We start from the raw sequence: 25,832 nt of genomic DNA, 5'->3' as shown, positions 1-25,832 counted from the left end.
GTCCCATGAGGCGTGGTCCGTTCGTCCCTTTCGACCTTAAGGCCAGCTATGGTAAAAAACCAAGCACACTTCAGAACACTTCTTTACATAAGATCCCATATTCGGAAACCTGACCGAGTGGTTGAATGAGATATGGCCAGAACCCCGGGACGCCTGTCCTCCGCTGCCACCACGAGCGGCCACATCCTGGAGCTCATCCGCACCGGCGCGGCGACCAACCGGTCCGAACTCTCCCGTGCGACCGGGCTCTCCCGCCCCTCCGTGGCCCTGCGCCTGACCGAGCTCATCGACAGCGGCCTGGTGGTCGAGGGCAGCGGTACCGCCTCCACCGGCGGACGCCCCCCGTCACTGCTGGAGTTCAACGCCGACAGCGGGCTCCTGCTCACCGCCGCGCTGGGCATGGCGCGCAGCCAGGCCGCCGTCTGCGACCTGGCCGGTGAGATCCTCGTGCGCACCCCCGGATCCCCCGACATCGCCTCCGGCCCCGACACCACCGTCCCCTGGCTGCTGGAGACCTGGGCCGACCAGCTCACCTCCCTGGGCCGCGACCCCCGTGAGGTGCGCGGCGCGGGCATCGGCCTGCCCGGCACCGTCGAGTTCCACGCCGGCCGCGCCGACGACCGCCCCCTGCTCGGGAAGTGGGCGGGCGTACCGCTGGCCCCGCTGATCTCCGAACGCTTCCCCGTCCCCGTCATGGTCGACAACGACGTGAACGTGATGGCCCTGGGAGAACACCTGGCGGGCGGGCACGGGCACCCCTCCGACATGGTGTTCGTCAAGGTGTCCACCGGCATCGGAGCCGGGCTGATCTCCGGCGGCAGGCTGCTGCGCGGGTCCCTCGGGGCGGCCGGGGAGATCGGCCACATCCCCGTGCGCGACGGGCAGGGGCTGCCCTGCCGGTGCGGCAACACCGACTGCCTGGAGGCCGTCGCGGGCGGGCCCCGGCTGCTCGAACTCGCCGCGGAGGAGGGCCGGGAGGTCTCCGGCCTCAAGGAGCTGGTGGCCCTGGCGGCCGCCGGGGACCCCGTCGCCGTCACCCTCGTCCGCGGGGCCGGGCGGCGGCTGGGAGAGGCCCTGGCCGGTGCCGTCAACCTGCTCAACCCCGAGGTCGTCGTGCTCGGCGGCGACCTGTCCGAGGCCTACGACCACCTGGTCGCGGGCGTGCGCGAGATGGTGTTCCAGCGGTGCACCGCGCTGGCCACCCGGCAGCTGCGGGTGGTGGCCAGCGCCCTGTGGGACGAGGCGGGCGTGCGCGGCTGCGCCGCCATGGTCGCCGAGGAGATCCTGTCCCCCGAGGCCGTGAACAAGTACCTCGCCGGATAGATCCCGCGCAAGGGGGAACAACCCTCCCGAACCACCTGCGACGACGCCGTCGCGGGCGCGTCGCGTGCCCTCGGCGCACTTGACAAGCACCCCCTTCGTACCGAATAGTCACCCACCACCTGACCCCCGCCCCGCACACCCCCCGGCTCCCACCGTGCGGACCCCCGCCCGGAAAGGTCATCCGAACCGTGCCAGACGCCCTAGAGAACCCGATCGTCCTGATCCTGATCGGCGCCGCGATCAGCCTGGTCGCCAGCGTCGCCGTGACCGGCCTCCAGGCCCGTCTGCTGCGCCGGAACGACGTCCGCGAGGCGTCCCGGGCCTCGGCCCGCAGGCTCACCAGCGTGTTCATCGGCGAGCGCGACTCCGCCGACTCCGCCGACGGCTTCCTGACGGAGGCCGAGATCACGGTCATGTCGATGACCGACCGCAAGACCCGCGAGCGGCTGGCCGCCGTGCTGCGGCTGCTGCGCGAGCGGGCGATGCCCGAGCTCGAGGAGCTGAGCGGGGTCAGGGCCGACCGCGCCCGCCGCCTGCTGTGCGAGCACGCCCTGGAGGTGCTCGGCGCCCACCTGCGTTCGGAGCGGCTGCCGGAGGTGCCCGGAGAGGTCAAGCAGATGCTCCGCGTGGAGGAGGAGGCGCTGAGCATCCGCTCCGGGGACAAGCCGCGCCCGCCGGCCGCCCCGGCCGAGCCCATCAGCAAGAGCCAGGTCACCGCGCGGCCCCGGCACACCGGGAGCAAGGCCTCCGGCGGGACCACGGCGCGCAAGACCACCAAGGCGGCGGGGCGGAGCACCGCCAAGGCCGGGGCCAAGACGGAGGAGGCGCCCGCCAAGGAGGGCAGCGCCTTCTGGGACGACTGACCCCGACGGGACCCGTGGCGGCCCGTCGCCCCGGGCCAAGGCTTGGTCAGGGCGGCGGGTCAGAAGTGTTTTTTACGGGCACCGGTGAGAAAGTCGGACATGCGCGCGCCGACCGGCGGCGCACACCGGCGAAGGAATTGTGCGGCGCAATTGCGGTCACCAGCCCCGTGCTCGGACATGTCGAGCGCGCACTCCGCGGGAACTTCACCTAGGATCTCCACCACACGCGGGATCCCCCGTCGTCCGTGCCCTCCGTGCCGCACACCCCCGTCCCCCCGGGACGCCGCACGCCACGACGCCCCGCCCCACGGCTTCCCGTATCCACACCGCGCGCGACCTCCGCCGTCCCACGAACACGGACCCGTGACCCGTTCCTCCGGGTCGGTGTCCGACCGTTGGCACGTCCCGCCGTCCGAACTCACCGAGATTGCACGATGACCGCTGACGAGAACGCCGCCACCGAAACCGGAGCGGACACCACACCGGAGCCGAGCCCCGAGACGGGTTCGGAGCACACGACCGGGCAGGACGCGGGCGCAGCCGGGCAGCGCGCCGAACCGGCCTGGCGCATCGGCCGTTCCGGCCGCCTGGAGCGCGTCGGCCGCGAGGAGCCGGCCGCGCCGGAGGACGACGACGTGATGGCCCTGGTCAACGCCGTCGCACCGACCCGTTCCGCGCCCCTGATCATCAACACTGCGCCCGTGCCCGCGACCGTGTCCGCCCCGCCCGCCCGGCAGGCGCGGACCGCCGTCGCGGTCACGGCCGCCGGAGCCGCCGCGGGCGGCCCGAGCGGGGGCCCCGCCGTCGCCGAGGCGACGGCCGGCCCGGAGGGGTCCGGGACGGACGGGGGCGACGATCCGGCCGACGACGGCGACGACGCCGGCGGCGCGGACGGTGCCTCCGCGGCGAACGGGGACGACCCCGCGGGAGCGGGCTCCGGAGCCGGCGGAGGCGGAACCGGCGGCGGAGCCGGAGGAGGGGCGGGTGCCGCTGGGGGCGGAGGGCGCCGGAGGCTGCGGCGGGTCGTCGTCTGGACGGCCGCCTGCCTGGCCGTCCTGCTGACCGCCGGGATCGCCACCGCCTACGGCTACTACCACTCGCTGCGTTCGGGGATGGTCCAGCACGACCTGGAGGCGGCCCTCGACGAGGGCGAGCGCCCCGAGAAGATCAGCGACGCGGTCAACATCCTCTTCATGGGCTCCGACGGCTACGAGGAGGGCAGCACCGCCTACACCACCGAGTTCGAGGGCGAGCGCTCGGACTCGATCATGCTGGCGCACATCTCGCCCGACGACCGGGTCTCGGTGATCAGCTTCCCCCGGGACTCCCTGGTGGACCTGCCCCAGTGCGACCCCTACGGGACCGCCGAGGGCACCCACGGCTACTTCGGCATGATCAACGCCGCCATGTACCACGGCGGACCGCCCTGTGTGGTGCGCACCATCGAGTCGCTCACCGACGTCCGCATCGACCACTTCGTGCACCTGAGCTTCATGAGCTTCCGCGACGTGGTGGACGCCATCGGCGGGGTGGACATCTGCATTCCCGAGCCGATGAAGGACGAGCGCTCCAAGCTCGACATCCCCGCCGGGCAGCAGACGCTCACCGGCGACCAGGCGCTGTCGTTCGTCCGCGCCCGCTACGAGATCGGCGACGGCGGCGACATCGGCCGCATCGACCGGCAGCAGATGTTCATGGCCGCCCTGGCCGACCAGGCCATGCGGGGCGAGGTGCTGTCCGACCCGCGGAAACTGCACGGCATGCTGACCGCGGTGACCACGCACAGCGCCACCGACAGCCGGCTGACGCTGGACCGGATGCTGTCGATCGCGGTGTCGCTGTCCGACGTGGACCTCAGCGACATCGAGTTCCACACCGTCCCCTGGTACCAGGCGCCCTTCGACCCCAACCGCATCCTCTGGCACGAGGACCGGGCCGAGGAGCTGTTCACCGCGGTGCGCGAGGACCGCCCGCTGCCGCCGCTGATGGCGGCCGACGAGGCGGCCGTCCCGGCGGAGCCGCCGGGCGCCTCGCCGAGCGCGGTCGACTCCCCCAGCGACTCGCCGTCGCCCGAACCGCACGCGGCCCGCCCCGGCGAGGGGCGCGACGCCACCTCGAACCCGTGCGCGGACGGCCTGGGCTTCGGCACCGGCGAGGAGGCGTACTAGAGGAGCCGCGCACCGGCACCGAACAGAGAGCGGCCCCGGACACCCGTCGGTGTCCGGGGCCGCGGTGCGCCCGGGGCGGCGGATGCCTCCGCGTGCCGCGTGCGCCGAGGAACCCCCACAGTCCTTCGGTGCCGCCGCGCGGACCGGCCCCGCTTCCGCCCCGGGTGCCGCGCGCCCGCCACGACCTGCGGGCGCGCTTCCCGGTGGGGCTTTAGGCGAGGGCGCCGATCGGGGCGCCGTCCACGGTGGGCTCGCCGACGGTGGGCAGGCCGTCGACGCCGACCAGGTCGCCGCCGACGGCGTCGGTGGCGGGCAGGGTCGAGGTCACGTCCTCGACCGCGGGCAGGACCGCGGGCAGCTCGGGCAGGGAGTCGGTGACCGCGGTCTGCGGCAGCACCTCGGCGGGCAGGTCCACCGGCAGTTCCGGCAGGGAGTCGACGGGGGCGCTCTGCCGGGCCACGTCGGCGGGCAGGGGCAGGGGGGCCAGGTCCCCGGCGGGCAGGGTCACCGGCGCTTCGGGCAGCTCGGGCAGCGAGTCCACCGGCGCGGTCTGCGGCAGGGTGGTGGCGGACCCGCCCAGCACCAGGTCGGAGACGACGCCCGCGGCACCGCCGCTGATGTCGGTGTTCTGTCCATTGACCGGCATCACCGGGCCGTTCATGGGGACGGCCTCGCCGAGGGAGGCCGCGTCCAGCTCGGTCAGCCCGGCGGCGGCCTCGTGGGCCCCCAGCTCGGTCACGGCGCCCTCGACCTGCGCGACCGTCTCCTCCAGGGGCAGGGGGCTCTGCGCGGAGTGGCTCAGCGGCAGGGTGCCGCCGGTGCCCAGGCCGACCGCGTCCAGCAGGCCCAGCCCGCCGAGGGCTCCGGTGACCGGGTCGAGGGCGCCGCTCTGCGGGACGGTCGGGGCGTCCACCGGCAGGGCGCCGGTGAGCGTGTCCAGGCCCACGTCGGTGCTGTTGCCGTCCAGGGCCAGCGGGGCCTCGACGGGCAGGCCGTCGGTGAGGCCGCCGGTGGGAGCGGAGTTGTGCTGCACGTCGGGGGTCGCGGAGATCGTGCCGGGCTGCACGCTGGCCAGGTCGCCGACCGGGGAGCCGATGCCCTCGGTGAGGGTCGCGGGCACCTGGCCGCCCAGGTCGTTCAGGGGGAGGCCGTCGGTCACACCGCCGAGGGTGTCGGCCCAGGAGAACCCGTAGCCGAAGGCGATGAATCCCGCCGCGCCGGCTGCCACGAGCAGGGTCTTGGCTGAAGTGCGGGCGGTGGTGTTCATGGGAGTCCTTCCGGGGTGGCCGCGTTCCGCGGCGCGTGGTCTGTCTCTCGATCGGTGAGCCACTCCCCTGGCCAGGAGGGAGGTGCTCGGTTTCTCAGCGGGCGACCTGGCGGGCCGTCGGCTGATGTGAACCGCGCGTTCGGGCGCGCGGCTCACATCAACTCCCAGAGGGTGCGGAAGCGATCACTCGCGAGTACGGGAACGGGGCGTTCCGCCGCTGGGAAGGGTGTGCCAGGAGAGCGGTCGGCGTGCGACCGGGAACGCCGCGCTAGTCGGGCGAGAAGGTGGGCTCGTCGGCGTCCTCGGCCGGAACCGAGCGCAGGACGTGCCGGGCGGCCTCGAACAGGCCGGGGGCCGGGGACGGGGCCCCGGGGGCGGACAGGTAGCCCGCGATGAGCGCGCCCCCCTGGGCGGCGGACCCCGAGGGGGCCGTCGGGGAGGCGGTGGTGCCCGAGGCCGTGGGCGCCGGGGCGACCGCGGTCTCGGTGTCGGCGACGGACCCCGCCTCGGCGGCGGAACGCTCCGCCGCGGTCGGGGCGACCGCCGGAGCGCCCGTCACGGACAGGGCGGGCTCCGCCGGAGCGGCCTCGGCGGCGTCCCGCTGACGCGGGCCGTCCTCGCGGGGCCGCTCGGTGTCCCGGGCGGGGTCGGGCAGAACGGTCTCGGACGGCTCGGGCAGCGGTGCCGCCTCCGCCACGGGGGCGGTGACGACCTGCCGCACGGTCTCGTCGAGGTGGCGGGCCACGTCTTCGGGAGCGGTGGGGGCCTGCTCGGCGGCGGGCTCCTCCAGCGCCTGGCGTGCCCGGTCGACCCCGGTGCCCACGGTCGCGACGGTGTCGGCCAGGGGCGCGCCCAGGTCGGTGACCGCGGTGTCGGGGTCGAGCGCCCCGGCGGGCACCGCGATGTCGGCGCCCGGCTTCTCCGCCGCCCCGGCCGGGGCGGCCCCGGCCAGCCACAGGGCGCACAGCGCGCCGGCCACGAGGGCGGCGAGCATCAGTGCGCGGAGGACCGGTGCGGAGCACACGGCGGTACGGGCGCCGTCGGCGCTCGCATTACCGTGGACTGTGGACACCGGGGTTCCTTCCGCCGTGGACCGGGGGGTTCGGCCGCGACCGGGGCGGGGCCGCCGGTGCGGGAGGCGCCGCGCAGGGCGGGGCCGATCAGGGGTGTGGCGCGGGGATCATCGCGATCGCCCCTGCGCCGAACGAGAGCGACGTTAGCATGCAACGGAGAGACCACGGAGCGTTTCCGCGAGAATTCCCGCCCAGGTGGGATCCCCTCTCCTCCCGCAGATGTAGCAAATCCGGAAAAAAACAACGACAATTCACCTATATAGGCCCGAGGAAAAGCGCGCATTGCGAGACCGCCCGACCGGCTCTGCGGAGGTTGACCGACACATGACCGAGCTCCCCCAGAGCCCCCGGCTGTTCCCCGACTCCCTCGAAGACCTCCTCACCGACGTGCCCGGCCTGCGCCACGGCATGTCCGACCAGGCCCGGACGCGTTCCCTGCTCCAGGCGGTGCTGACCATCGGGGGCGACCTCGACCTGGCGACCGTGCTGCGCAGGCTCACCGAGATGGCCGCCCAACTGGTCGGCGCCCGGTACGCCGGCCTGGGGGTCGTCGACGAGGACGGCGGCTTCAGCGAGTTCATCCCCGTGGGGGTCACCCGCGAGCAGGCCGAACGCATCTCCCGGTTCCCGCACGGCAAGGGGGTCCTGTCGGCCCCGCTGTTCGGGCGCACCGCGCTGCGGCTGGCGGACCTGCGCGACCACCCCGACTTCGGCGGGTTCCCCGAGGGGCACCCGCAGATGACCACCTTCCTCGGGGTGCCGATCCAGGTGCGCGACGAGGTGTTCGGCAACCTCTACCTCACCGAGAAGTCGGACGGCGGCGAGTTCGACGAGGAGGACGAGGCGGTGGTGACCGCCCTGGCCACGGCCGCCGGGGTCGCCATCGAGAACGCGCGCCTGTACGAGGAGGCTCGGCTGCGCGAACGCTGGCTGGCCGCCTCCACCGAGATCACCACGCGGCTGCTGTCGGGCGCGACCGCCGACGACGTCCTGGCCTACCTGGCCGGACAGGCCCGCGAGATCGGCGGCGCCGACACCGCGGTGGTGCTGCTCCCGGACCCGCGCGCCCGGGGTCACCTGTTCGCCGAGATAGCGGACGGCCCCGTCGCGCAGGAGATCCTGGGCACCCCGGTGGAGATCCACGACTCGGTCTGCGGCCAGGTGTACGAGTCGGGCGAGCCGATGGGCATCCCCGACCTGGGCCAGGCCAACTGCCCGATGCTCACCCACCGCGGCTACGGCCCGGGGCTGCTGGTGCCGCTGGGCACCCCGGGCAACACCCGCGGCGTGCTGCTGCTGGGCAAGCTGTCGGAGCGGGCGCCGTTCCCCTCGGCGATCCGGCGGATGCTGCACTCGTTCTCCGTCCAGGCGGGCATAGCGCTGGAGCTGGCCGAGGCCCGGCACGACACCGAGCGCCTGGTGGTGCTGGAGGAGCGCGACCGGATCGCCAAGGACCTGCACGACGTGGTCATCCAGCGGCTGTTCGCGTCGGCGATGACGCTGATGAGCACGATGCGGCTGATCCCCTCCCAGGAGGCGGCCGAGCGGGTGCAGCGCACCATCGACGAGCTGGACTCCACCATCCGGGAGATCCGCTCGACGATCTTCGCGCTGCAGAACCCGCCCAGCCGCCAGGACACCTCGCTGCGCGGGCGCATCCTCAAGCTGGCCGAGAACACCGCCCACAGCCTGGGCTGCCACCCGGGGGTGAGCCTGGACGGGCCGATCGACGCCTCGGTCCCCGACGAGGTCGGCGAGCAGCTGCTGGCCGTGCTCGGCGAGGCTCTGAGCAACGTGGCCCGGCACGCCCGCGCCTCGGAGGTGCACGTGTCGGTGGCGGTGGAGGAGACGGCGACGACCGGTCGGCCCACCACGCTGACGCTGACCGTCACCGACAACGGCGTGGGCCTGCCCGAGGAGGGGCGGCGCAGCGGGCTGCGCAACATGGACGACCGGGCCAGGGCCCTGGGCGGCGGGTTCTCCGCGCGGCGCGCGCGGACCGGCGGCACGGTGCTCACCTGGAAGGTGCCGGTGCCCGACGACGGGACGCCGCCGTTCGACACCTTCCAGTGAGGCGCGCCGTCGGGCCGCACGGCGCCGGCGGGCGCAGGTCCCGTTCTCCGGACGCCCTCCTGTGCCGCCGGGGGCGCGTGAGGCGCCCGGCGGGGTTCCGGAGGCCCGGAGGAGGCGTCCCCGAGGGAGGCCCGTGGCCGCAGGCCGTCCGTTGAGGACCTTCCGCCACTCGACGGACGGGCGGGGGTGTCGGCGCGGGACCGAGGGTCCCCGTCCTCGAAGGACGCCGGGCAAGGCGGCCGGGCTGCGGCCGCAGGCCGTCCGTTGGGGGCGGTGGCGGGCTACGGGCGGGCCGCGATGCGGCGGGAATTCACGAAGGCACGGCCTAGTAGCGGCGGCCTCGAAGCTCGGCGACCAGGACCGCCGCCTGGGTGCGACGCTTGAGGTCGAGCTTGGACAGCAGGGCCGACACGTAGTTCTTGACGGTCTTCTCCGCCAGGTAGAGGCGCTCGCCGATCTGGCGGTTGGTCATGCCCTCGCCGATGAGGTCGAGGATCTGGCGCTCCTGCGGGGTCAGCTCGGCCAGCGGGTCGGGCTCGGCCTGGGCGCCGCGCAGGCGCTCCATCATCGCCCCGGTGCTGCCGGAGTCGAGCAGCGACCCGCCGGAGGCGACGGTGCGCACGGCCCCCACGAGGTCGGCGCCGTGGATCTGCTTGAGCACGTAGCCGGCGGCCCCGGCCATGACGGCGTCGTACAGGGCGTCCTCGTCGGCGAACGAGGTGAGCATGAGGCAGGCGATCTCGGGGTGGTCGGAGCGGATCTCCCGGCACACCTGGACTCCGGATCCGCCGGGCAGGCGCACGTCCAGAACCGCGACGTCGGGGACCACGACCGGGATGCGGGCCAGCGCCTGCTCGGCCGTGCCCGCCTCGCCGACGACGGTCATGTCGTCCTCGGTCTCCAGGAGCGCGGCGACCCCGCGCCGGACCACCTCGTGGTCGTCCACCAGGAACACCCTGATGGGCTTGTGAACGCCCCCGCCGCCACCGCCCGACATGCCGCTCATCCTCATCCCTGTGCCATCCCTGCGTCGCCGCGCCTCGGACACGTCTCCGGCATAGACGGTAGTACGTGCGAGGGGGCGCGCGGGGGCCATATGACACAGAACTCGCCCAACAAAGGTCCTGTATGCGGACATATCACCCAAGTTGCGGGCGAAAACTCTGAGATCGCCCGCCTCCGGGAGCGCGTTCAGCGGCGGTCCCCGGCCAGTTCCAGGGCCCGGCAGGCCGCCAGCACCCGGGCGTCGGCATGGCGGGGGCCCACCACCTGGAGCCCCACCGGCAGCCCCGCCGAGGTGAACCCGCACGGCACGCTCGCCGCCGGCTGCTGGGTCATGTTGAACGGGTGGCTGAACCCCGCCCACACCGTCCACCGCTCCCCCGCCAGACCCGGCGGGCACTCCCGTCCCGCCTCGAACGCCCCGAACGGCGCCGCCGGAGTGAGCAGTAGGTCGTACTCGGTGTGGAAGCGGCCCATCCGGGCGCCCATCTCCATCCGCAGCGCCATCGCCGTCAGGTAGTCCTGCGCCGAATAGGCCAGGCCCTCCTCGATGATCTCCGCTAGGCCCGGGTCGAACAGGTCGCGGTCGGCCCCGGTGACGCGCTCGGTGGCCTTGGCCGCGCCCGAGTACCACAGCACGTGGAACTCCGGCCGGGCGTCGGGCAGGCCGGGGTCGGCCTCCGTCACGTGCGCGCCCAGGTCGGCCAGGGTGTCGGCGGCGGCCGCGACGGCCGCCGACACCTCCGGGTCCACGGCGAGTCCTCCCAGGGTCGGGGAGAGCGCGATGCGCAGCCCGCGCACCAGGTCCTCGGGGTCGGTGCGCAGGCGCACGTCGGCCAGGCCCGGCTCCGGCGGGGCCAGCGCCGCCCAGTCGCGGGGGTCCGGGCGGGCCATGGCCTCCAGCATGAGCGCGGTGTCGCCGACGGTGCGGGTCATCGGCCCGGTGTGCGCCAGCGAGCCGAAGGGGCTGGCGGGGAAGTGCGGGACCAGCCCCCAGGTGGGCTTGATCCCGACGATCCCGCTGAACGCGGCGGGGATGCGGATCGAGCCGCCGCCGTCGGTGCCGGTGGCCATGGGGACCGCGCCCGCGGCCACCGCGGCGGCCGAGCCGCCGCTGGACCCGCCCGGTGTGGTCGCCGGATCCCACGGGTTGCGGGTGACCCCGGTGAGCGGGGAGTCGGTGACGGCCTTCCAGGCCAGCTCGGGTGTGGTGGTCTTGCCGACGAAGACCGCGCCGGCCTCCCGCAGCCGGGCCACCGCCGGGGAGTCCTCGTCCCAGGCGCCGGCGCGCGGGGAGGTCAGGGAGCCCTTGAGGGTGGGGTGGCCGCGCAGCAGGTGGACGTCCTTGACGGCGACCGGCACCCCGTCGAGCGGTCCCAGGGGCTCCCCGCGCTCCCAGCGGGCCGCGGACTCCCGGGCGGCGGCGCGGGCCTCCTCGGCCAGCACCAGGCAGAAGGCGTTGAGGACGGGTTCGGTGCGGTCGATGCGGGCCAGGGCCGCCTCGACCGCCTCCACCGGGGAGGCGTCCCCGGCGGCGTAGGCGGCCAGGAGGTCCTCGGCGGACGCGGCGGACGGGTCGGCCACCGGACCGGCGTGCGCCCGGGCGCCGGCGGGCGCCGATGCGGCCGCGGCGGTCGAGTCGGAACGGATCGTCACTTCGGCCTCCCGGTAGGGGCTCAGCCGGGTACGTAGCCCCGGCGCTTGTCGACGACGTTGCGCGGTTCGCGCCCGTCGAGGTAACGGGAGAGTTCGTCCAGGAACAGGTCGACCAGCGCCTCGCGCCAGCCGATCACGTCCCCCGCCATGTGCGGGGAGACCACCGAGCCCGGCAGTCCCCACAACGGGTCGATGGCCTTGAGGGGCTCGCGCTCGAACACGTCCAGCGCGGCCCCCGCGATGACGCCGGAGTCCAGGGCGACGACCAGGTCCGACTGGTCGACGACGGGTCCGCGCGCCACGTTGATGAGCCGGGCGGTCGGCTTCATCAGGTTCAGGAAGGTGCGGTCGACCAGGCCGCGGGTCGCGTCGGTGAGCGGGGCGGCGACGATCACGTGGTCGGCCGCGGGGAGCTCGCCGAACAGGGTCGGCTCCCCCTGCGGTCCGCGCTCGGCGGTGCTGGAGAGAACCACGTCGCCGAAGTCGGGGTCCCCGGTGCGGGCGCGGCTGCCCGAGGCCCGCACCCGCACGCCCACGGCGGTGAGCAGGCGGGCGGTGGCGCGGGCGATGGGGCCGGTGCCGACGATGAGGGCGCGCGAGCCCGCCACCCGTTCGGTCTCACGGTGCTCCCAGCGGCGTTCGCGCTGGTACTCCAGGGTGCGGGGAAGGTCCTTGGCGAAGGCGATGACCAGGCCCAGGACGTATTCGGCGATGGGCTGCTCGAAGACCCCGCGCGAGTTGGTGACCACCACGTCGGACTCGACCAGGCCGGGGAACATGAGGTTGTCGACCCCGGCGGTGGCCGCGTGGACCCGGGCCAGGGAGTCGGCCTTGGGCCAGGCGGCGGCCAGGGCCTCGGAGAACAGGTCCCAGACCAGCAGGAAGTGCGTGCCCGGCAGCTTGGCGGAGAGGTCGTCGGCGGTGGCGTACACGACCTCGCCCAGGCCCGGGTGCCCGTCGATCCGCTCCCGGCCCGGCGGCAGGTCGTCGCCGTGCAGGATCAGCAGCCGGGGGCTGTCGGGCGGGGAAGGGGCGGCACTGTTCACGGGCCTCGCGCTCTCCGGTCGGCGTCAGGGAAACGCTGGCGGGGCCCACGGCGGTCCCCGCACGGGCCACGCTAGAAAGCGGACCTGGGATTGTCAACAATCGACAAACCGATATCCCTTCGGCGATCCGGACGCCCCCGATCCCGCCCCGACCTCCTTCTTGTATCGAGGGAGCCCTGGATCGTAAGATTGTCGACAATCAACAACCCGGAGGATCCCCGGGTGCCCGGACACCGTCCCGCCGGTCCCGACCCCGTCGCCCGGCCGCCACCGAAGGGACCCCGAACCCCAGTGCCCAGGTACATGAGCATCACCCTGCCCCTCCGCGGGGTGTCCTGTGTCGCGGAACTCCTCGAACAGGACGCGCCGCGCACCTGCGAGGCGGTGTGGGAGTCGCTGCCCCAGGGCGACGCCGTCCAGCACGCCAAGTACGCGCGCAACGAGGTCTACACGATGGTGCCGAGGTTCGCCGCGGCCGAACCCGGCCTGGAGAACCCCACGGTCACACCGATCCCCGGCGACGTCGTCTACTTCTCCTTCGACGGGGGCATGCTCGACCGCGCCTTCAAGGAGGACAAGGGGATCGGCCACCTGCCCGGGGTCATCGACCTCGCCCTCTTCTACGGCCGCAACAACCTGCTGCTCAACGGGGACGTCGGGTGGGTGCCCGGCAACGTGTTCGCCACCGTCGTGGAGAACCTCCCCGCCATGGCGAAGGCGTGCGACGACGTCTGGCGCTCCGGCAGCGTCGGCGAACGCCTCGTCTACGAACGACTGGACCGCTGACGGCGTCCGCGCTGCGGGCCACGACAGGAAGAACCGAGGAGGTGAGCGACCGATGCTCGTCCAGGAGCCCTTCGACGGACCGGCGGCCGAACGCCCGACCCCGCTGCAGACCGGGGTGGGGATCGTGGCGCCCTACGATTTCGCGCTCGACCGCGAACTGTGGCGGTGGACGCCCGACGACGTGTCCCTGCACATGACGCGCCTGCCCTACGTCCACGTCCCGGTGACGGTGGACCAGGCGGCGGCCCTGTGCCTGCCGGAGGGCGTCACGCCCGCGGTCCGCGCGCTGCTCACCCCCGAGCCCTCGGCGGTCGGCTACATGTGCGCCTCCGGGAGCTTCGTCCACGGCGCCGCGGGCGAGAGGGAGCTGCGCCGGACCATGGCCGAGGCCGGCGCGCCCGCCGCGGTCACCACCTCCGGCGCGCTGATCGAGGCGCTGGCCCTCCTGGGCGCCGAACGCGTCGCGGTCGTCACGCCCTACGTCGACGAGGTGACCGACCGCCTCCTGGGCTACCTGGGGGAGCACGGCGTCGGTGTGACCTCCAGCGTGGGCCTGGGGCTGCTGGAGCACATCTGGCGGGTCGCGTACGACGTGATCGCCCGCGCGGTCCACGAGGCCGACCGGCCGGAGGCGCAGGCGGTCTTCGTGAGCTGCACCAACGTGCTCACCTACGACATCATCGCCCCCCTGGAGAGGGAGCTGGGCAAACCGGTGGTCACGGCCAACCAGGTGACCATGTGGGCGCTGCTGCGCGCCGTGGGGCGGCGCCCCGTGGCCCTCGGGCAGAGCCTGGCCGAGACCGCGGCGCCCAGCGCCGCGTGAACCCGTGGCGGGAGGCCACAGTGAGGAGGACACCATGACCCGCGTCGGATTCCTCTACCCGGGGCACAGCGCGGAGAGCGACTACAAGGCCTACGAGGGCCTGCTCGGCGACGGCGTCGAACTGCCCGTGGTGCACACCCTGATGCGCGAGGACGCCCACCGCGTGGACGCGCTGCTCGACATCGGCGGCGAGGACGTGCTGGCCGAGGGCGCCCGGGAGGCGGCGGCGCTGGGGGTGGACGCCACCGTCTGGGCCTGCACCAGCGGGAGCTTCGTGTACGGCCCGGAGGGGTCGCTCCGCCAGGTCGAGTGGGTCCGGCGGGCGGCGGGGACGCCGGCGTCGAGCACCTCGTGGGCCTTCGTGCACGCCCTGGCCGGGCTGCGGGTGTCCCGGGTGGCGGTCGCGGCCACGTACCCCGAGGACGTGGCCGACCGGTTCGTCGGCTTCCTCGCCGCGGCGGGGGTCGAGGTGGTGTCCCTGGCCAGCCACGGCATCGCCACCGCCGCGGAGGTCGCCCACCTCGACCCGGACGAGGTCGTCGACTTCGTCATCTCCAACGACCACCCGCGCGCGGGGGCCGTGCTCGTCCCGGACACCGCCCTGCACAGCGCGCACCTGATCGAGCCGCTGGAGGCCCTGCTCGGCAAGACCGTGCTCACGGCCAACCAGGTGAGCATCTGGGAGGGGCTGCGCCTGGCCGGCGACGCCCGGCCGCGGGCGAACGGTCCGGGGAGGCTCTTCCGTACCGGGGCCGCCGAGGTCGCGAGTATGCTGCCGCAGGTCTGATCCCCGGGCGATCCGCGTGCCCGGAGGTCGGCGAGAACATCGAAAAGGAGGCGGAACATGCCCGCCCACGGTCAACTCACCCCCGTCCCCCGCAGGTCCACCGCCGAACTCATCGCCGAGCAGCTGCGCTCGGCGATCATGTACGGCTCGCTCGCCCCGGGGGACCAGCTCGGCGAGGCCGACCTGGCCGGGAGGCTGGGGGTGAGCCGCGGCCCCCTGCGCGAGGCCATGCAGCGGCTCGTCCAGGAGGGCCTGCTGCGCAGCGAGCGCCACCGCGGGCTGTTCGTGCGCGAGCTGACCCCGGACGACGTGCGCGACATCTACGTGGCGCGGCTGGCCGTGGAGCGCACCGCCTGCGAGCTGATCATGCGCGGCAACCGGGGCGAGGCCGTCGCCCGGCTCACCCCGGTGGTGCAGCGCCTGGCCGATGCCGCCGCCACCGGCGACCGGCGCGCCATGAGCGACGCCGACCAGGAGTTCCACCGGACCCTGGTGAGCTGTTCCGGCAACGGCCGTCTGGAGCGGATGGCGCAGACCCTGCTGGTGGAGACCCGGATGTGCCTCACCGTGATGCAGGAGGTCTACCCCGAGCCCGCCGAGCTGCTGGAGGAGCACCGGCGCATCCTCGACGCCATCGCCGACGGCGCCGAGGAGCGGCTGCTGCACCTCATCGAGACCCACATGACCGACACCGTCGCCCGCATCAACAACGGCGCCCCGCCCGCCCCCTAGGAACGGTCGGCGCCGCCGGACTCCTCCGCGCGGCGCAGGCGGTCGGCGGCGTCGAGGGCCGTGAGGCGCTCGTACTCGGCCGGTGAGATGAGCACGCCCTGCGGTCTGCGGTAGGCGCCGACCACGATCGGTCCGTGCCCGGGGTCCGCGGACAGCTCGGCGAGGAGTTCCGGCAGGCGGGTGCGGGCCTCGGCGACTCCGAGGACGGTGGGGATCTTCGCGCTCATGGATGAGTTGTACAAGAAGTTGTACAACTCTTCACGGGCGAAGATCCCCCGCGCGCTCAGAGGCCGCCGATCCCCACGTACTTGGTGTCGAGGAACTCGTCGATGCCGACGCGGCCGCCCTCGCGGCCCAGGCCGGAGTGCTTGACGCCGCCGAACGGGGCGGCCGGGTTGGAGACCACGCCCTGGTTGAGGCCGACCATGCCGGTCTCCAGGGCCTCGCTCACCCGCAGCGCCCGGTTGAGGTCGCGGGTGTAGAGGTAGCTGACCAGGCCGAACTCGGTGTCGTTGGCGGCGTGCAGCGCCTCCTCCTCGGTCTCGAAGGTGAGCACCGGGGCGACCGGACCGAAGATCTCCGTGGTGGACAGCTCGCTGGCGAACGGCACGTTCGCCAGCACCGTCGGCCGGTAGAAGTGGCCCGGACCGTCGCCCGGACCGCCGCCCACCAGGACGGTGGCGCCGCGTTCGACGGCGTCGTCCACCAGGTGCTGCACCTTCTGGCGGGCCTTGTCGTCGATGAGCGGGCCCACGTCCACCCCGTCGTCCAGGCCGCGCCCCAGGCGCAGGGCGCCCATGCGCTCGCTCAGCCTCCGGGAGAACTCCTCGGCGATCCCCGCCTGGGCGTAGATGCGGTTGGCCGCCGTGCACGCCTCGCCGATGTTGCGCATCTTGGCGAGCATCGCGCCGTCCACCGCCGCGTCCAGGTCGGCGTCGTCGAACACCAGGAAGGGCGCGTTGCCGCCCAGCTCCATGGAGGTGCGCAGCACCTGGCCCGCGCTCTGCTCCAGCAGGCGCCGGCCCACGGCGGTGGAGCCGGTGAACGACAGCTTGCGGATGCGGCCGTCGCTGAGCAGCGGCTCGGTGACCGCCCCCGGGTCGGTGGTGGGGATGACGCTCAGCACGCCCTCGGGCAGCCCCGCCTCGGCGAGGATCCCCGCCAGGGCCAGCGCGGACAGCGGCGTCTGGTGGGCGGGCTTGAGGACCATGGTGCAGCCCGCGGCGACGGCCGGGCCGATCTTGCGGGTGCCCATGGCCATCGGGAAGTTCCACGGGGTGATGAGCATGCACGGCCCGACCGCCTGGCGCATGATCAGGAACCGGGACTTGCCGTCGGGCGAGGTGGCGAACCCGCCCTCGATGCGCACCGCCTCCTCCGAGAACCAGCGCAGGAACTCGGCGGCGTAGGCGATCTCGCCGCGCGCCTCGGCCAGGGGCTTGCCCATCTCCAGGGTCATGAGGACGGCCAGGTCCTCCTGGCGCTCCATGAGCAGCTCGTAGGCGCGGCGCAGGATCTCCCCGCGTTCGCGCGGCGCCGTGCGCGCCCACGACGGCTGGGCCCGGTGCGCGGCCTCCAGCGCGGCCAGCGCGTCCTCCTTGCCCGCGTCCGCGACGGTGCAGAGCACCTCCCGGGTGGAGGGGTCCTCCACCTCGAAGGCCGCCCCGGACGCGGCGTCGCGCCAGTGCCCCCCGATGAACAGGCGCTTCTCCACCTGTGCGACGACCCGTGCTTCCCGATCCGACATGTTCACAGCTCCCGGTTCTCCATCGTGCGGGCCCCGCGGCCGTGCGCCGGCCCGGTGCCGTTGGGGTCAGACCTGCCCGGCGTGCGCCCCCTGGACACCGCCGCGGCCGGATGTTTCCATAGCCGTGTCGATTGTCGACAATCCTACGGAACCGCGCGACAACGAAACGAGGCATCGCATGGCGGAGCTCTCCCCTGTCCTCAAGCAGGCCACCCCGGTGGTCGCGGCACGAGGCGAGGGCGCCCACATCTACGACGAGGACGGCCGCCGCTATCTCGACTTCACCGCCGGCATCGGTGTCACGAGCACCGGCCACTGCCACCCCCGGGTGGTGGCCGCCGCGCAGGAGCAGGTGGCCACACTCGTCCACGGCCAGTACACGACCCTGCTGCACCGCCCGCTGCTGAAGCTCACCGAGCGCCTGGGCGGGGTGCTGCCCGCCGGGATCGACCGGCTGTTCTACGTCAACTCCGGGAGCGAGGCCGTGGAGGCGGCGCTGCGGCTGGCCCGGCAGGCCACCGGGCGCCAGAACGCGGTCGTGTTCCAGGGGTCGTTCCACGGCCGGACCATGGGCGCGGCGTCGCTCACCACTTCCGGGACCAAGATCCGCGCGGGCATCGGGCCGCTGGTGCCCGGCGTGGTCGTCGCCCCCTTCCCCTACGCCTACCGGCTGGGGATGTCGGAGGCGGACGCGGTCGCGTACGCCCTGCGGGAGTTCGACGAGCTGCTCATCACGGTGACCTCGCCGCAGGACATCGCCGCGGTGTTCATCGAACCGGTCCTGGGCGAGGGCGGGTACATCCCCGCCCCCGACGCCTTCCTCCAGGGGCTGCGCGAGCGCGCGGACGCGCACGGGTTCCTGCTGGTCGTCGACGAGGTGCAGACGGGGTTCGGGCGCACCGGGACGTTCTGGGGGCACGAGCCCTCCGGGATCGTCCCCGACATCGTCATCACCGCCAAGGGCCTGGCAAGCGGGTTCCCGCTGTCGGCGATCGCCGCGCCCGAGGCGGTCATGGCCAAGGCCTGGCCCGGCTCCCAGGGCGGGACCTACGGCGGCAACGCCGTCTCGTGCGCCGCCGCGCTGGCCACCCTCGACGTGATCGAGGAGGAGGGGCTGGTGGACAACGCCGCACGCATGGGCGAGCGGCTCCGCCAGGGCCTGGAGAAGGTGGCGGCGGCCTCGCCGCTGATCGGCGACGTGCGCGGCCGGGGGCTGATGCTGGCCAGCGAGTTCACCACCGACGGCCGCCCCGACGGCGCCGCGGCGCTGCGCGCCCAGCAGGCCGCCGTCCGCAACGGGCTGCTGCTGCTGACCTGCGGTCCGGCGGGGAACGTGGTGCGGATGATCCCGCCGCTCATCGTCGACGGCGAGCAGGTCGACGCGGCGCTCGCCGTCTGGGAGGCGTCGGTGGCCGAGGCCTCGGCGTAGCCGGGGCGGGGGCGGGTGTCAGGCCATGAGCGCGAGGTCGACCAGCATGAAGAACCCGAGCCCGAGCGGGACCAGGACGGCGAACACCGCCAGCGCCCGCGCCCGGTCCGCCCACCCGCGCCCGCCCAGCAGCAGGGGGACGGCCAGGCCCAGCAGCGCCTGGGACCAGGCCGTCCCGAGCATGTGCGTGAAGTGCTCCCAGTTCACGAGCTTGAAGACGCCCTCGGCGGCCAGGACCGCGCCGAGCAGCCCCACCGCGGCCGCCCGCCACCAGCCGCCCCGGTTCCGCCACACGGCCCCGGCCAGCCCGAACACCGGCCCGGACAGCGCGCCGCAGGCCATCCACACCAGCGGCGCGTGAAGCTCCTGGGCGCCCAGCCACAGCAGCGAGGCGGATCCGTAGTAGCCGATCACCGCTCCCCACTGGGTGAGCAGCCCGGCCACGGCGCACGCCCACGGGCGGGCGGCGGCGCCGGCCGCCCCCGCGGCGAACGCGGCGGCCGACCAGACCGCGGCGGAGTTGCCGAGCCACGCCACGGCGTCGGGCAGCAGACCCTGGGCGACCATGGTGGCGAGGCCGATGATCAGGCCGCCCATCCCGGACAGGAGGAGCAGGGCCCAAAGGGGGATCGCCTGCTCGGGGGCGGGGTCCTGCACGGGCGCGGTTTCGGTGCTCATACACGGCCTATCGCGTCCGCCCCGCCCGCTGGTTCCCGGCCTCCGGCGGGCCCGCGCCCATCGGTGGATCCACTCGTTCTCGCCCGGCGGCGGTGGACGGCGTCCAACACTCCTTGTCCGGCCGGGGGGCCGGTCCTAGCCTTTCCGGCATCATCGGGCTACTCGGAGGTCGTCACACGGATGAGTTCTCGCACCCCCCTGCGCATCGGCGCGGCCGCGACCGGGATGGCCGTCGCCTCGACCCTGCTCCTCGCCCAGCCCGCCCGGTCCGAACCCGCCGACGAGCCCGCCGGGGGACCCGCCGCGACGGTGTCCGGCCCGGTCCCCGTCACCGACGACTCCTACCCGTTCATGTCCGCCGACGGACCCCAGGCGCCCCCGATCGAGGCGGGCGAGCCCGTCGAGGTCGACCTCGACGCGTACGGCTACGTCGAGGAGGAGTTCCTCCTGGAGGGCACCGCCGAGCACTACGACCCCGCCACCGGCGAGGTGACCGGCGTATCCCCCTACACCACACGGATGGTGGTCCGCCGCCCCGAGGACGCCCGTGACTCCAGCGGCACCGCGTTCCTGGAGTGGAACAACGTGAGTTTCGGCCAGGACATCGAGATCGACTGGTTCCTGTCCAACGACTACTTCATGCGGGAGGGGCACGTCTGGGTCGGCCTCTCCGTCCAGCGGGTCGGGGTCGACGCGCTCCGCGCGTGGGACCCCCGGCGCTACGGCGACCTGAGCGTCGGCGACCCCGGGCTCGTCGACGCTCCAGCGTTCGACATCTACTCCCAGACCGCGCGGACCCTGCGCTCGCCGGAGGGCGTCGACCCGCTGCCCGGCGTCGACGTCGACACGGTCATCGCCACCGGACACTCCCAGTCGGCCAGGTACCTCATCGGCTACCACAACGCGGTCCACCCCGCCCACGGGGCCGTCGACGGCTTCATGATCCACGGCGCCCCCGGCAGGCTCGCCCAGGGCACCACGCCGGTCATGCGGCTCATGGCGGAGACCGACGTGCGACTGCGCTCCGAGAGCCTCGAACCGGACTCGGAGTTCTACCGCCGGTGGGAGGTCGCCGGGACCGCGCATGTCGGCGCCCACGAGTACCTGACCTTCGCCCCGCTGATCGCCCGTGACAACCCGGGCACCGAACCGCAGCGGTGCGACCGCCCGCCGCTGAGCCGGATCCCGTTCCACCACGTGCTGAACTCGGCCTACGACCACCTGGTCGACTGGGTCGAGGACGGCACGGCGCCCCCGGCCGCTCCGCGGCTGGAGTGGGCGGACGCCACGACCCCGAGCCGCGACGAGCACGGCAACCGGCTCGGCGGGATCCGCCTGTCCGAGCACGAGGTCGCCACGGCGCTCAACCAGGGGACGAACACCGGCGACCCGTTCTGTGTGCTGATGGGCGCCCACGTGCCCTTCTCCGAGGAGACCCTCGCGGAGCTGTACCCGCGGCGCGGCGGATACCTGCGGTGGGTGAACCGGGCCGTGCACGAGGCCCGGCACGACGGCTACCTGCTGGCCGAGGACGCCCGTGCGTCCCGCGTCGCCGCGCTGAGGACGGACCACCCGTGGTGGTAGCCCGGCCCACCGGACCCTGACGGTGCCGGGACCGGCGCGGCCCCTCGGCCCCACCGGTCCCGACCGTCCCGCACACAGAACGGCCCCGAACCGCGTTTCCGCGCTTCGAGGCCGTAATGCCACTGTCTCATGGTGGCGCACTCGGGAGGATTCGAACCCCCAACCTTCTGATCCGTAGTCAGATGCTCTATCCATTGAGCTACGAGTGCAGGTTGTTCAGTTGTCGTCGCCCTGGCGGACCGTGTCCTCCCTGGCGACGTCTCCGACTCTATCACGGCGCAGGAGTGGCTTCGCGCCATTTATGCGTGTGACCCCCGCCATCCGGGCCCGACCCCGCGCTCGGGGCGAACGGGGCCGGGGCCCGGTCGGCGACCGGGCCCTTCGGCGGGTGCGGCCGGAGGCCGGTCAGGAGGCGTCGGCCGTGGCCGGGGCCTGCCAGGCGAAGCCGTCCGGGTCGGCGCAGGGGCCGATGTCGCCGCCGATCAGCAGCCCGTGCGGGCCGCTGCCCTGCGGGTCGACGCCGATGGTCTTGGCGAGGGCGCGGCGCCGGTAGAGCGACAGCTTGACCGAGCCCGGGTCGGTGGCGAACTCGGCGTAGGAGCGGCCGAAGCTCTTGGACACGGTCAGGCCGCGGCCGGCGTAGAACCTCTTGGTGGCGGCCACGTCCTCCACCCCCAGCAGGAGCACGACCTCGTCCGCCTTCCCGGTGGCCGGCCCGGTGTTCTTCTTGGCGGAGGTGGCCAGCTGCCAGATCGCCCCGTCCGGGGCCTGGACGATGCCGCCGTATCCCCACATCGACTTGTCGGCGGGCTTGAGGACCGTGGCGCCCGCGGCGAGCGCGGACTCGAAGAGGACGTCGACGTCGGCGGGCTGGGACGTGATCAGCGACAGGGTGAACCCGCGGAAGCCCGAGGCGGGCTCGGCGGCGGTGCGCGTGCGGACCAGTTCGCCCAGGTCGAAGGCGGTGGCGTAGAAGCGGTCGGCGGCCTCGGTGTCGGCCGCGTCGAGGGTGATGGAAGCGATGTTCGTCATGGTCACAACGCTAGAAGCCGGCCCCCTCCCGTCGCTTCTCGATTCCTGACCGGTCGTCCGGCGGCCCCTTGGGCCGCCCCTGGCCGCGCGCACGGCGGGGCGGTGCGAGAACGTGGGTCCACGCCGTTCGTGTGACCCCCGTCGCACACGGGCGCGCGACCCCCGGATGCGACGGGAACACAGGGAGAGACATGTCCACACCAGCCACCGTGATCATCTCCGGAGCCCGCGTGTTCGACGGAGAGGGCTTCCTGCCGCGGGCGGACGTCGCGTTCGCCGGGGACACCGTGCTCGAGGTCGGCCCGGACCTGGCCGCCCGGTACCCGGACGCGCGCACGGTCGACGCGACCGGCAGCACCGTCCTGCCCGGCATCATCGACCTCCACGTGCACATGACGACGCAGCACGCGGGCTCGCTCAACGCGTTCGCCGAGCCGTTCTCGCTCCAGTTCTACAACTCGGCCGCGTACCTGAAGCGCACGCTGGAGGCCGGGGTGACGACCGTGCGCGACGCGGGCGGCACCGACCTGGGGGCCAAGGTCGCCGTCGAGTCGGGTGTCATCCCCGGGCCGCGGCTGCGGATCGCGGTCACGATCATGAGCCAGACCGGCGGGCACGGCGACACGCGGCTGCCGTCCGGGGCCGACGGCCCGATGCTGGCCCCGCACCCCGGGCGCCCCTCCGGAGTGGCCGACGGCGTCGAGGAGGTCCGCAAGACCGTGCGCACGATCCTGCGGGCGGGCGCCGACCAGATCAAGATCTGCTCCACGGGCGGGGTGCTCTCGCCCGCGGACGACCCGCGGCACTCCCAGTTCACCGAGGACGAGATCCGCGTGATCGTGGAGGAGGCCGCGGCGCAGGGGACCTACGTCATGGCGCACGCGCAGGGCAGCGAGGGCATCAAGAGCGCCCTGCGGGCCGGGGTGCGCTCCATCGAGCACGGCATCTACCTCGACGAGGAGGCGATCGGGCTCTTCCTCGACCGGGACGCCTACCTCGTGCCGACGCTGGCCGCCCCGCTGGCGGTGATCGAGCGCGCGCAGCAGCCGGGTTCGGGGCTGTCCCAGGCCGTCATCGACAAGGCCCACCGGGTGGTGGACACGCACCGGGAGTCGGTGGCCAAGGCGATCGCGGCCGGGGTGAAGGTCGCCATGGGCACCGACTCGGGGGTGGGCCCGCACGGGGCCAACCTCCAGGAGCTCGCTCTGCTGGCCGACCTGGGCATGGGCCTGGTGGACGTGCTGCGGGCGAGCACGTCCGTGGCCGGGGAGCTCATCCGCGGGGCGGAGGTCGGCCGGCTGGCACCGGGGTACGCCGCCGACGCGGTCGTGCTCGACGGGGAGCTCACCGAGGCCGACCAGCTGGCGCTGCTGCCGTCGCTGGTGCGGCAGGTGTGGAAGGACGGGGCGGAGGCGTTCACCCGGTCCTGACGGCGGGGGCCGGGGCGCCGTCGAGCCAGCGGCCGTCGCGCATGAGCGTGCGCCCCGGCATCTCGTTCACCTCGCGCCAGGCCTGGACGCGGTGCGGCCGGATCAGGAAGTACCCGTATCCGTCCAGTTCGCGCGGGTCGAACCCGGTCCGCTCCGCGAACGCGTCACCCGTTCCCGGAGGGAGGTCGGCGAGGTCCACCCGTGCCACGGTGCCGTCGATCATGACGACGTCGCGGGTGAGGCCGAGGCCGACCCGCACCCGGCCGCCGGCCGACAGGTTGCGGCCGGTCACCGAGGCGAGGGACGTGGAGACCAGCAGCGCGGAGCCGTCCCACAGGTAGGAGAGCGGGAGGAGGTGGGCTCCGTCCTCTCCCGCCGTCGCGAGCCAGAGGTCGATGTCGCCCTCCAGCCTCGCCCGGGTGTCCCGGATCCTGTCCCGGGGGCTGCGCGGCGGCGTGTTCGTCAAGGTTCTCTCCCCGGTTCCGGGTCGGGCCCCTCCCGGCGGGGAGGGGCCTGTCTTTCGTGTCGGTCGAAGGCGCGGCGCCGGCCGGGCCTCAGGCGGCCGGCGGCCCCGAGGGGGGCTCCGCCCGGCGCCTGACCGGCCGCGTGACCTGCTTGGCCACGCACTGCGGAAGCCCCTGCGCCGAGTCGGCGGCCGCGGTCCGGTAGGCGCTGGGCGACATGCCGAACAGCTCGGTGAAGCGGGTGCTGAAGGTGCCCAGCGACGAGCAGCCGACCACGAAGCAGACCTCGGTGACGCTGAGGTCGCCGCGGCGCAGCAGGGCCGCCGCGCGTTCGATGCGGCGCGTCATCAGGTACGAGTACGGGGACTCGCCGTAGGCCTGCCGGAAGCTGCGGCTGAGGTGGCCCGCGGACATGTGCACGCCGCGGGCGAGCTCCTCGACGTTGAGCGGCTGCGCGTACTCCCGGTCGATCCGGTCCCGGACGCGGCGCATCAGGGCGAGGTCGGCCAGGCGCTGCGCCTCGGCCCGGGCGTTGCCCCAGGCGGGACGGCACATGGGGGGCTCCTTTCCGCCGGTGTCCGGCTCAGCGGACCTCTTGGATGCGGACCAGGTTGCCCGCGGGGTCGCGGAAGGCGCAGTCGCGCACGCCGTACGGCTGCTCGGTCGGCTCCTGGACGACCTCCGCGTCCTGGGCCTGCACCTTGTCGAAGGTGCCGTCGAGGTCCCGGGTGGCCAGCAGGATCCAGCCGTAGGTGCCCTTGGCCATCATCTCCGCGATGGTGCGGCGCTCGTCCTCGCTGATCCCGGGGTCGGCGGCCGGGGGCGCCAGGAGGATCGACGTGTCGGGCCGGCCGGCGGGGCCGACGGTGATCCAGCGCATCCGGCCCTGGCCGACGTCGCTGCGCACCTCGAATCCGAGGATGTCGCGGTAGAAGGCCAGGGACGCGTCCGGGTCCTCGTGCGGGAGGAAACTGGTGTGAATCGTCAGGTCCATGGCGTCAGACTAGGCCCGCTGCTCCGGGCCGCGCTTCTCGATTCCTGACCGGCTCCGGCCGGAGCGCGGCGGCGGGGGGCTCAAGCCGCGGAGCGGGCGGCGTAGCCGGCGAGCGAGGGCTCCAGCGCGCCGAACGCGGTCTCGGCGTGTCCCTCGGCGATCCGCGCGATCTCGTCGTTGTCGCGCCCGTCGAGTGTCAGGGCCAGGATCTCTTCGAACAGCAGCCGCAGGACGCCGATGAGCTGTACCGCTGCCGCCTTCGGCCGGATGTCGTCGGCGTCGGCGCCGGTCTCCTCCGCGAGCAGCCCGGCCAGGGCCTTCTCTCGTTCGTCGTGGAACTCGCGCAGCCGGGCGACCAGGGCGGGGCTGCCGGTGATCATCCGGGCGAACACGGGGCCGGAGAAGCCGATGACGGGGTCGTGCGCGCGGACCGCGGCCAGGTGGGCGCGGCGCAGCGCGGCGAGCGCCGACTCCCCCGGCCCGCGCTCCCGGACGGCCTCGACGGGGCCGCCGACGAAGGCGTCCCGGAGGTCCAGCGCGAGGTCCTCCTTGCGCGGGAAGTAGTTGGTGACGGTCATCTTCGACACCTGGGCGGCGGCGGCCACCTCGGCGATGGTCACGTTGTCGAAGCCCCGCTCCAGGAACAGGCCGGTGGCCTTGTTGGAGATGTTCTCCCTGGTCTGAAGCTTTTTGAGGGCCCGCAGGCCCAGGTTCCGGTCGCTCATGGGGCCACTATACCTAGACTCGACCAAAATTTGTTGTTGACATATTTCTTGGTCGGTCATAAGTTTAGGTCGCACCAACGGCGGGGACGATCCCGTCGGACGCCGGGGCGGACGGCCCGGTCACGGCCGACGCACCGGGACCCCGCCTCC

Annotated in this window: 24 protein-coding genes and 1 tRNA gene; 11 read left to right on the top strand and 14 right to left on the bottom strand. The window is 73.7% G+C overall.

What is annotated here, in order from left to right:
- Positions 1-132 precede the first annotated feature (132 nt).
- The 3 genes from ACFVNO_RS11710 (at position 133) to ACFVNO_RS11700 (ending at position 4,354) form a co-directional block, all read left to right on the top strand.
- Positions 133-1,323 carry an ROK family transcriptional regulator gene (locus ACFVNO_RS11710; RefSeq protein ID WP_355263183.1) on the top strand — a complete coding sequence of 397 codons (1,191 nt, stop codon included), beginning with the start codon at positions 133-135 and terminating at the stop codon, positions 1,321-1,323.
- 188 nt (positions 1,324-1,511) lie between these two features.
- Positions 1,512-2,186: a hypothetical protein gene (locus ACFVNO_RS11705; protein WP_378891780.1), complete on the top strand. Its 675-nt coding sequence runs from the start codon at positions 1,512-1,514 to the stop codon at positions 2,184-2,186.
- 434 nt (positions 2,187-2,620) lie between these two features.
- Positions 2,621-4,354 carry an LCP family protein gene (locus ACFVNO_RS11700; RefSeq protein ID WP_378891777.1) on the top strand — a complete coding sequence of 578 codons (1,734 nt, stop codon included), beginning with the start codon at positions 2,621-2,623 and terminating at the stop codon, positions 4,352-4,354.
- A 211-nt stretch (positions 4,355-4,565) separates the two neighbouring features.
- Here ACFVNO_RS11700 and ACFVNO_RS11695 read toward each other — a convergent pair whose 3' ends face one another.
- Together ACFVNO_RS11695 and ACFVNO_RS11690 are read right to left on the bottom strand one after the other, a co-directional pair.
- Entirely contained in the window at positions 4,566-5,621 is a 1,056-nt protein-coding gene (locus ACFVNO_RS11695) for a hypothetical protein (RefSeq protein ID WP_378891774.1), read from the bottom strand.
- A gap of 268 nt (positions 5,622-5,889) precedes the next feature.
- Complete coding sequence (locus ACFVNO_RS11690) at positions 5,890-6,693, bottom strand: hypothetical protein (RefSeq protein ID WP_355263171.1); 804 nt, start codon at positions 6,691-6,693, stop codon at positions 5,890-5,892.
- A 325-nt stretch (positions 6,694-7,018) separates the two neighbouring features.
- On the opposite strand from ACFVNO_RS11690, the gene ACFVNO_RS11685 reads away from it, so the two are divergent.
- A complete protein-coding gene (locus ACFVNO_RS11685; RefSeq protein ID WP_220563889.1) occupies positions 7,019-8,767 on the top strand; it encodes a GAF domain-containing sensor histidine kinase in 1,749 nt (582 codons plus the stop codon).
- A gap of 325 nt (positions 8,768-9,092) precedes the next feature.
- Here ACFVNO_RS11685 and ACFVNO_RS11680 read toward each other — a convergent pair whose 3' ends face one another.
- From ACFVNO_RS11680 to ACFVNO_RS11670, 3 genes are all read right to left on the bottom strand, one after another.
- On the bottom strand, positions 9,093-9,764 hold the full coding sequence (locus tag ACFVNO_RS11680; RefSeq protein WP_220565410.1) for a response regulator transcription factor: 672 nt from the start codon (positions 9,762-9,764) through the stop codon (positions 9,093-9,095).
- Positions 9,765-9,958: 194 nt separating this feature from the next.
- Positions 9,959-11,425 (bottom strand): amidase, encoded by a 1,467-nt coding sequence (locus tag ACFVNO_RS11675; RefSeq protein ID WP_378891769.1) that lies wholly within the window; start codon positions 11,423-11,425, stop codon positions 9,959-9,961.
- A gap of 20 nt (positions 11,426-11,445) precedes the next feature.
- Complete coding sequence (locus ACFVNO_RS11670; protein WP_378891765.1) at positions 11,446-12,471, bottom strand: D-2-hydroxyacid dehydrogenase; 1,026 nt, start codon at positions 12,469-12,471, stop codon at positions 11,446-11,448.
- A 303-nt stretch (positions 12,472-12,774) separates the two neighbouring features.
- On the opposite strand from ACFVNO_RS11670, the gene ACFVNO_RS11665 reads away from it, so the two are divergent.
- From ACFVNO_RS11665 to ACFVNO_RS11650, 4 genes are read left to right on the top strand one after another with little or no spacing between them, the layout of a single operon-like run.
- Positions 12,775-13,257 (top strand): DUF3830 family protein, encoded by a 483-nt coding sequence (locus ACFVNO_RS11665; RefSeq protein WP_355263162.1) that lies wholly within the window; start codon positions 12,775-12,777, stop codon positions 13,255-13,257.
- A gap of 52 nt (positions 13,258-13,309) precedes the next feature.
- Complete coding sequence (locus tag ACFVNO_RS11660; RefSeq protein ID WP_220563892.1) at positions 13,310-14,080, top strand: Asp/Glu racemase; 771 nt, start codon at positions 13,310-13,312, stop codon at positions 14,078-14,080.
- A gap of 34 nt (positions 14,081-14,114) precedes the next feature.
- Entirely contained in the window at positions 14,115-14,867 is a 753-nt protein-coding gene (locus ACFVNO_RS11655) for a maleate cis-trans isomerase (RefSeq protein ID WP_355263159.1), read from the top strand.
- Positions 14,868-14,924: 57 nt separating this feature from the next.
- The gene (locus ACFVNO_RS11650) at positions 14,925-15,599 is read left to right on the top strand and encodes a GntR family transcriptional regulator (RefSeq protein WP_355263156.1); all 675 of its coding nucleotides are present in this window, start codon (positions 14,925-14,927) and stop codon (positions 15,597-15,599) included.
- Here ACFVNO_RS11650 and ACFVNO_RS11645 read toward each other — a convergent pair.
- Together ACFVNO_RS11645 and ACFVNO_RS11640 are read right to left on the bottom strand one after the other, a co-directional pair.
- On the bottom strand, positions 15,596-15,826 hold the full coding sequence (locus ACFVNO_RS11645) for a hypothetical protein (protein WP_355263153.1): 231 nt from the start codon (positions 15,824-15,826) through the stop codon (positions 15,596-15,598). The two genes, ACFVNO_RS11650 and ACFVNO_RS11645, sit on opposite strands and share 4 nt — an antisense overlap.
- Positions 15,827-15,882: 56 nt before the next feature.
- Positions 15,883-17,346, bottom strand: a complete 1,464-nt coding sequence (locus ACFVNO_RS11640; RefSeq protein ID WP_355263150.1) for an NAD-dependent succinate-semialdehyde dehydrogenase — start codon at positions 17,344-17,346, stop codon at positions 15,883-15,885.
- Positions 17,347-17,524: 178 nt separating this feature from the next.
- On the opposite strand from ACFVNO_RS11640, the gene ACFVNO_RS11635 reads away from it, so the two are divergent.
- Entirely contained in the window at positions 17,525-18,775 is a 1,251-nt protein-coding gene (locus ACFVNO_RS11635) for an aspartate aminotransferase family protein (RefSeq protein WP_355263147.1), read from the top strand.
- Positions 18,776-18,793: 18 nt separating this feature from the next.
- Here the strand turns inward: ACFVNO_RS11635 and ACFVNO_RS11630 are convergent, their stop codons facing one another.
- Positions 18,794-19,453 carry a DUF6518 family protein gene (locus ACFVNO_RS11630; protein ID WP_355263144.1) on the bottom strand — a complete coding sequence of 220 codons (660 nt, stop codon included), beginning with the start codon at positions 19,451-19,453 and terminating at the stop codon, positions 18,794-18,796.
- A 180-nt stretch (positions 19,454-19,633) separates the two neighbouring features.
- Here ACFVNO_RS11630 and ACFVNO_RS11625 point away from each other — a divergent pair, with 180 nt between their 5' ends.
- The gene (locus ACFVNO_RS11625) at positions 19,634-21,037 is read left to right on the top strand and encodes an alpha/beta hydrolase domain-containing protein (RefSeq protein ID WP_378891757.1); all 1,404 of its coding nucleotides are present in this window, start codon (positions 19,634-19,636) and stop codon (positions 21,035-21,037) included.
- Between the two features lie 133 nt (positions 21,038-21,170).
- Here ACFVNO_RS11625 and ACFVNO_RS11620 read toward each other — a convergent pair.
- Positions 21,171-21,246 (bottom strand) — tRNA-Arg (locus ACFVNO_RS11620).
- A gap of 196 nt (positions 21,247-21,442) precedes the next feature.
- Positions 21,443-22,069: a glyoxalase gene (locus tag ACFVNO_RS11615; protein ID WP_378891754.1), complete on the bottom strand. Its 627-nt coding sequence runs from the start codon at positions 22,067-22,069 to the stop codon at positions 21,443-21,445.
- A 191-nt stretch (positions 22,070-22,260) separates the two neighbouring features.
- Here ACFVNO_RS11615 and ACFVNO_RS11610 point away from each other — a divergent pair, with 191 nt between their 5' ends.
- Positions 22,261-23,499 (top strand): amidohydrolase family protein, encoded by a 1,239-nt coding sequence (locus tag ACFVNO_RS11610; protein WP_220563901.1) that lies wholly within the window; start codon positions 22,261-22,263, stop codon positions 23,497-23,499.
- On the opposite strand, the gene ACFVNO_RS11605 is transcribed toward ACFVNO_RS11610, so the two are convergent.
- From ACFVNO_RS11605 to ACFVNO_RS11590, 4 genes are all read right to left on the bottom strand, one after another.
- Positions 23,486-23,965 carry a pyridoxamine 5'-phosphate oxidase family protein gene (locus ACFVNO_RS11605; RefSeq protein WP_378891750.1) on the bottom strand — a complete coding sequence of 160 codons (480 nt, stop codon included), beginning with the start codon at positions 23,963-23,965 and terminating at the stop codon, positions 23,486-23,488. The two genes, ACFVNO_RS11610 and ACFVNO_RS11605, sit on opposite strands and share 14 nt — an antisense overlap.
- Before the next feature lie 88 nt (positions 23,966-24,053).
- Entirely contained in the window at positions 24,054-24,518 is a 465-nt protein-coding gene (locus ACFVNO_RS11600; protein ID WP_378891747.1) for a helix-turn-helix transcriptional regulator, read from the bottom strand.
- A gap of 28 nt (positions 24,519-24,546) precedes the next feature.
- Positions 24,547-24,957: a VOC family protein gene (locus ACFVNO_RS11595; protein ID WP_355260764.1), complete on the bottom strand. Its 411-nt coding sequence runs from the start codon at positions 24,955-24,957 to the stop codon at positions 24,547-24,549.
- Positions 24,958-25,037: 80 nt separating this feature from the next.
- Entirely contained in the window at positions 25,038-25,682 is a 645-nt protein-coding gene (locus tag ACFVNO_RS11590; protein ID WP_355260761.1) for a TetR/AcrR family transcriptional regulator, read from the bottom strand.
- Positions 25,683-25,832: the final 150 nt, after the last annotated feature.

Source organism: Nocardiopsis sp. NPDC057823 (assembly GCF_042797335.1).
Taxonomy (GTDB): domain Bacteria; phylum Actinomycetota; class Actinomycetes; order Streptosporangiales; family Streptosporangiaceae; genus Nocardiopsis; species Nocardiopsis changdeensis.
This window is presented reverse-complemented; position numbering and strand designations above follow the sequence as displayed.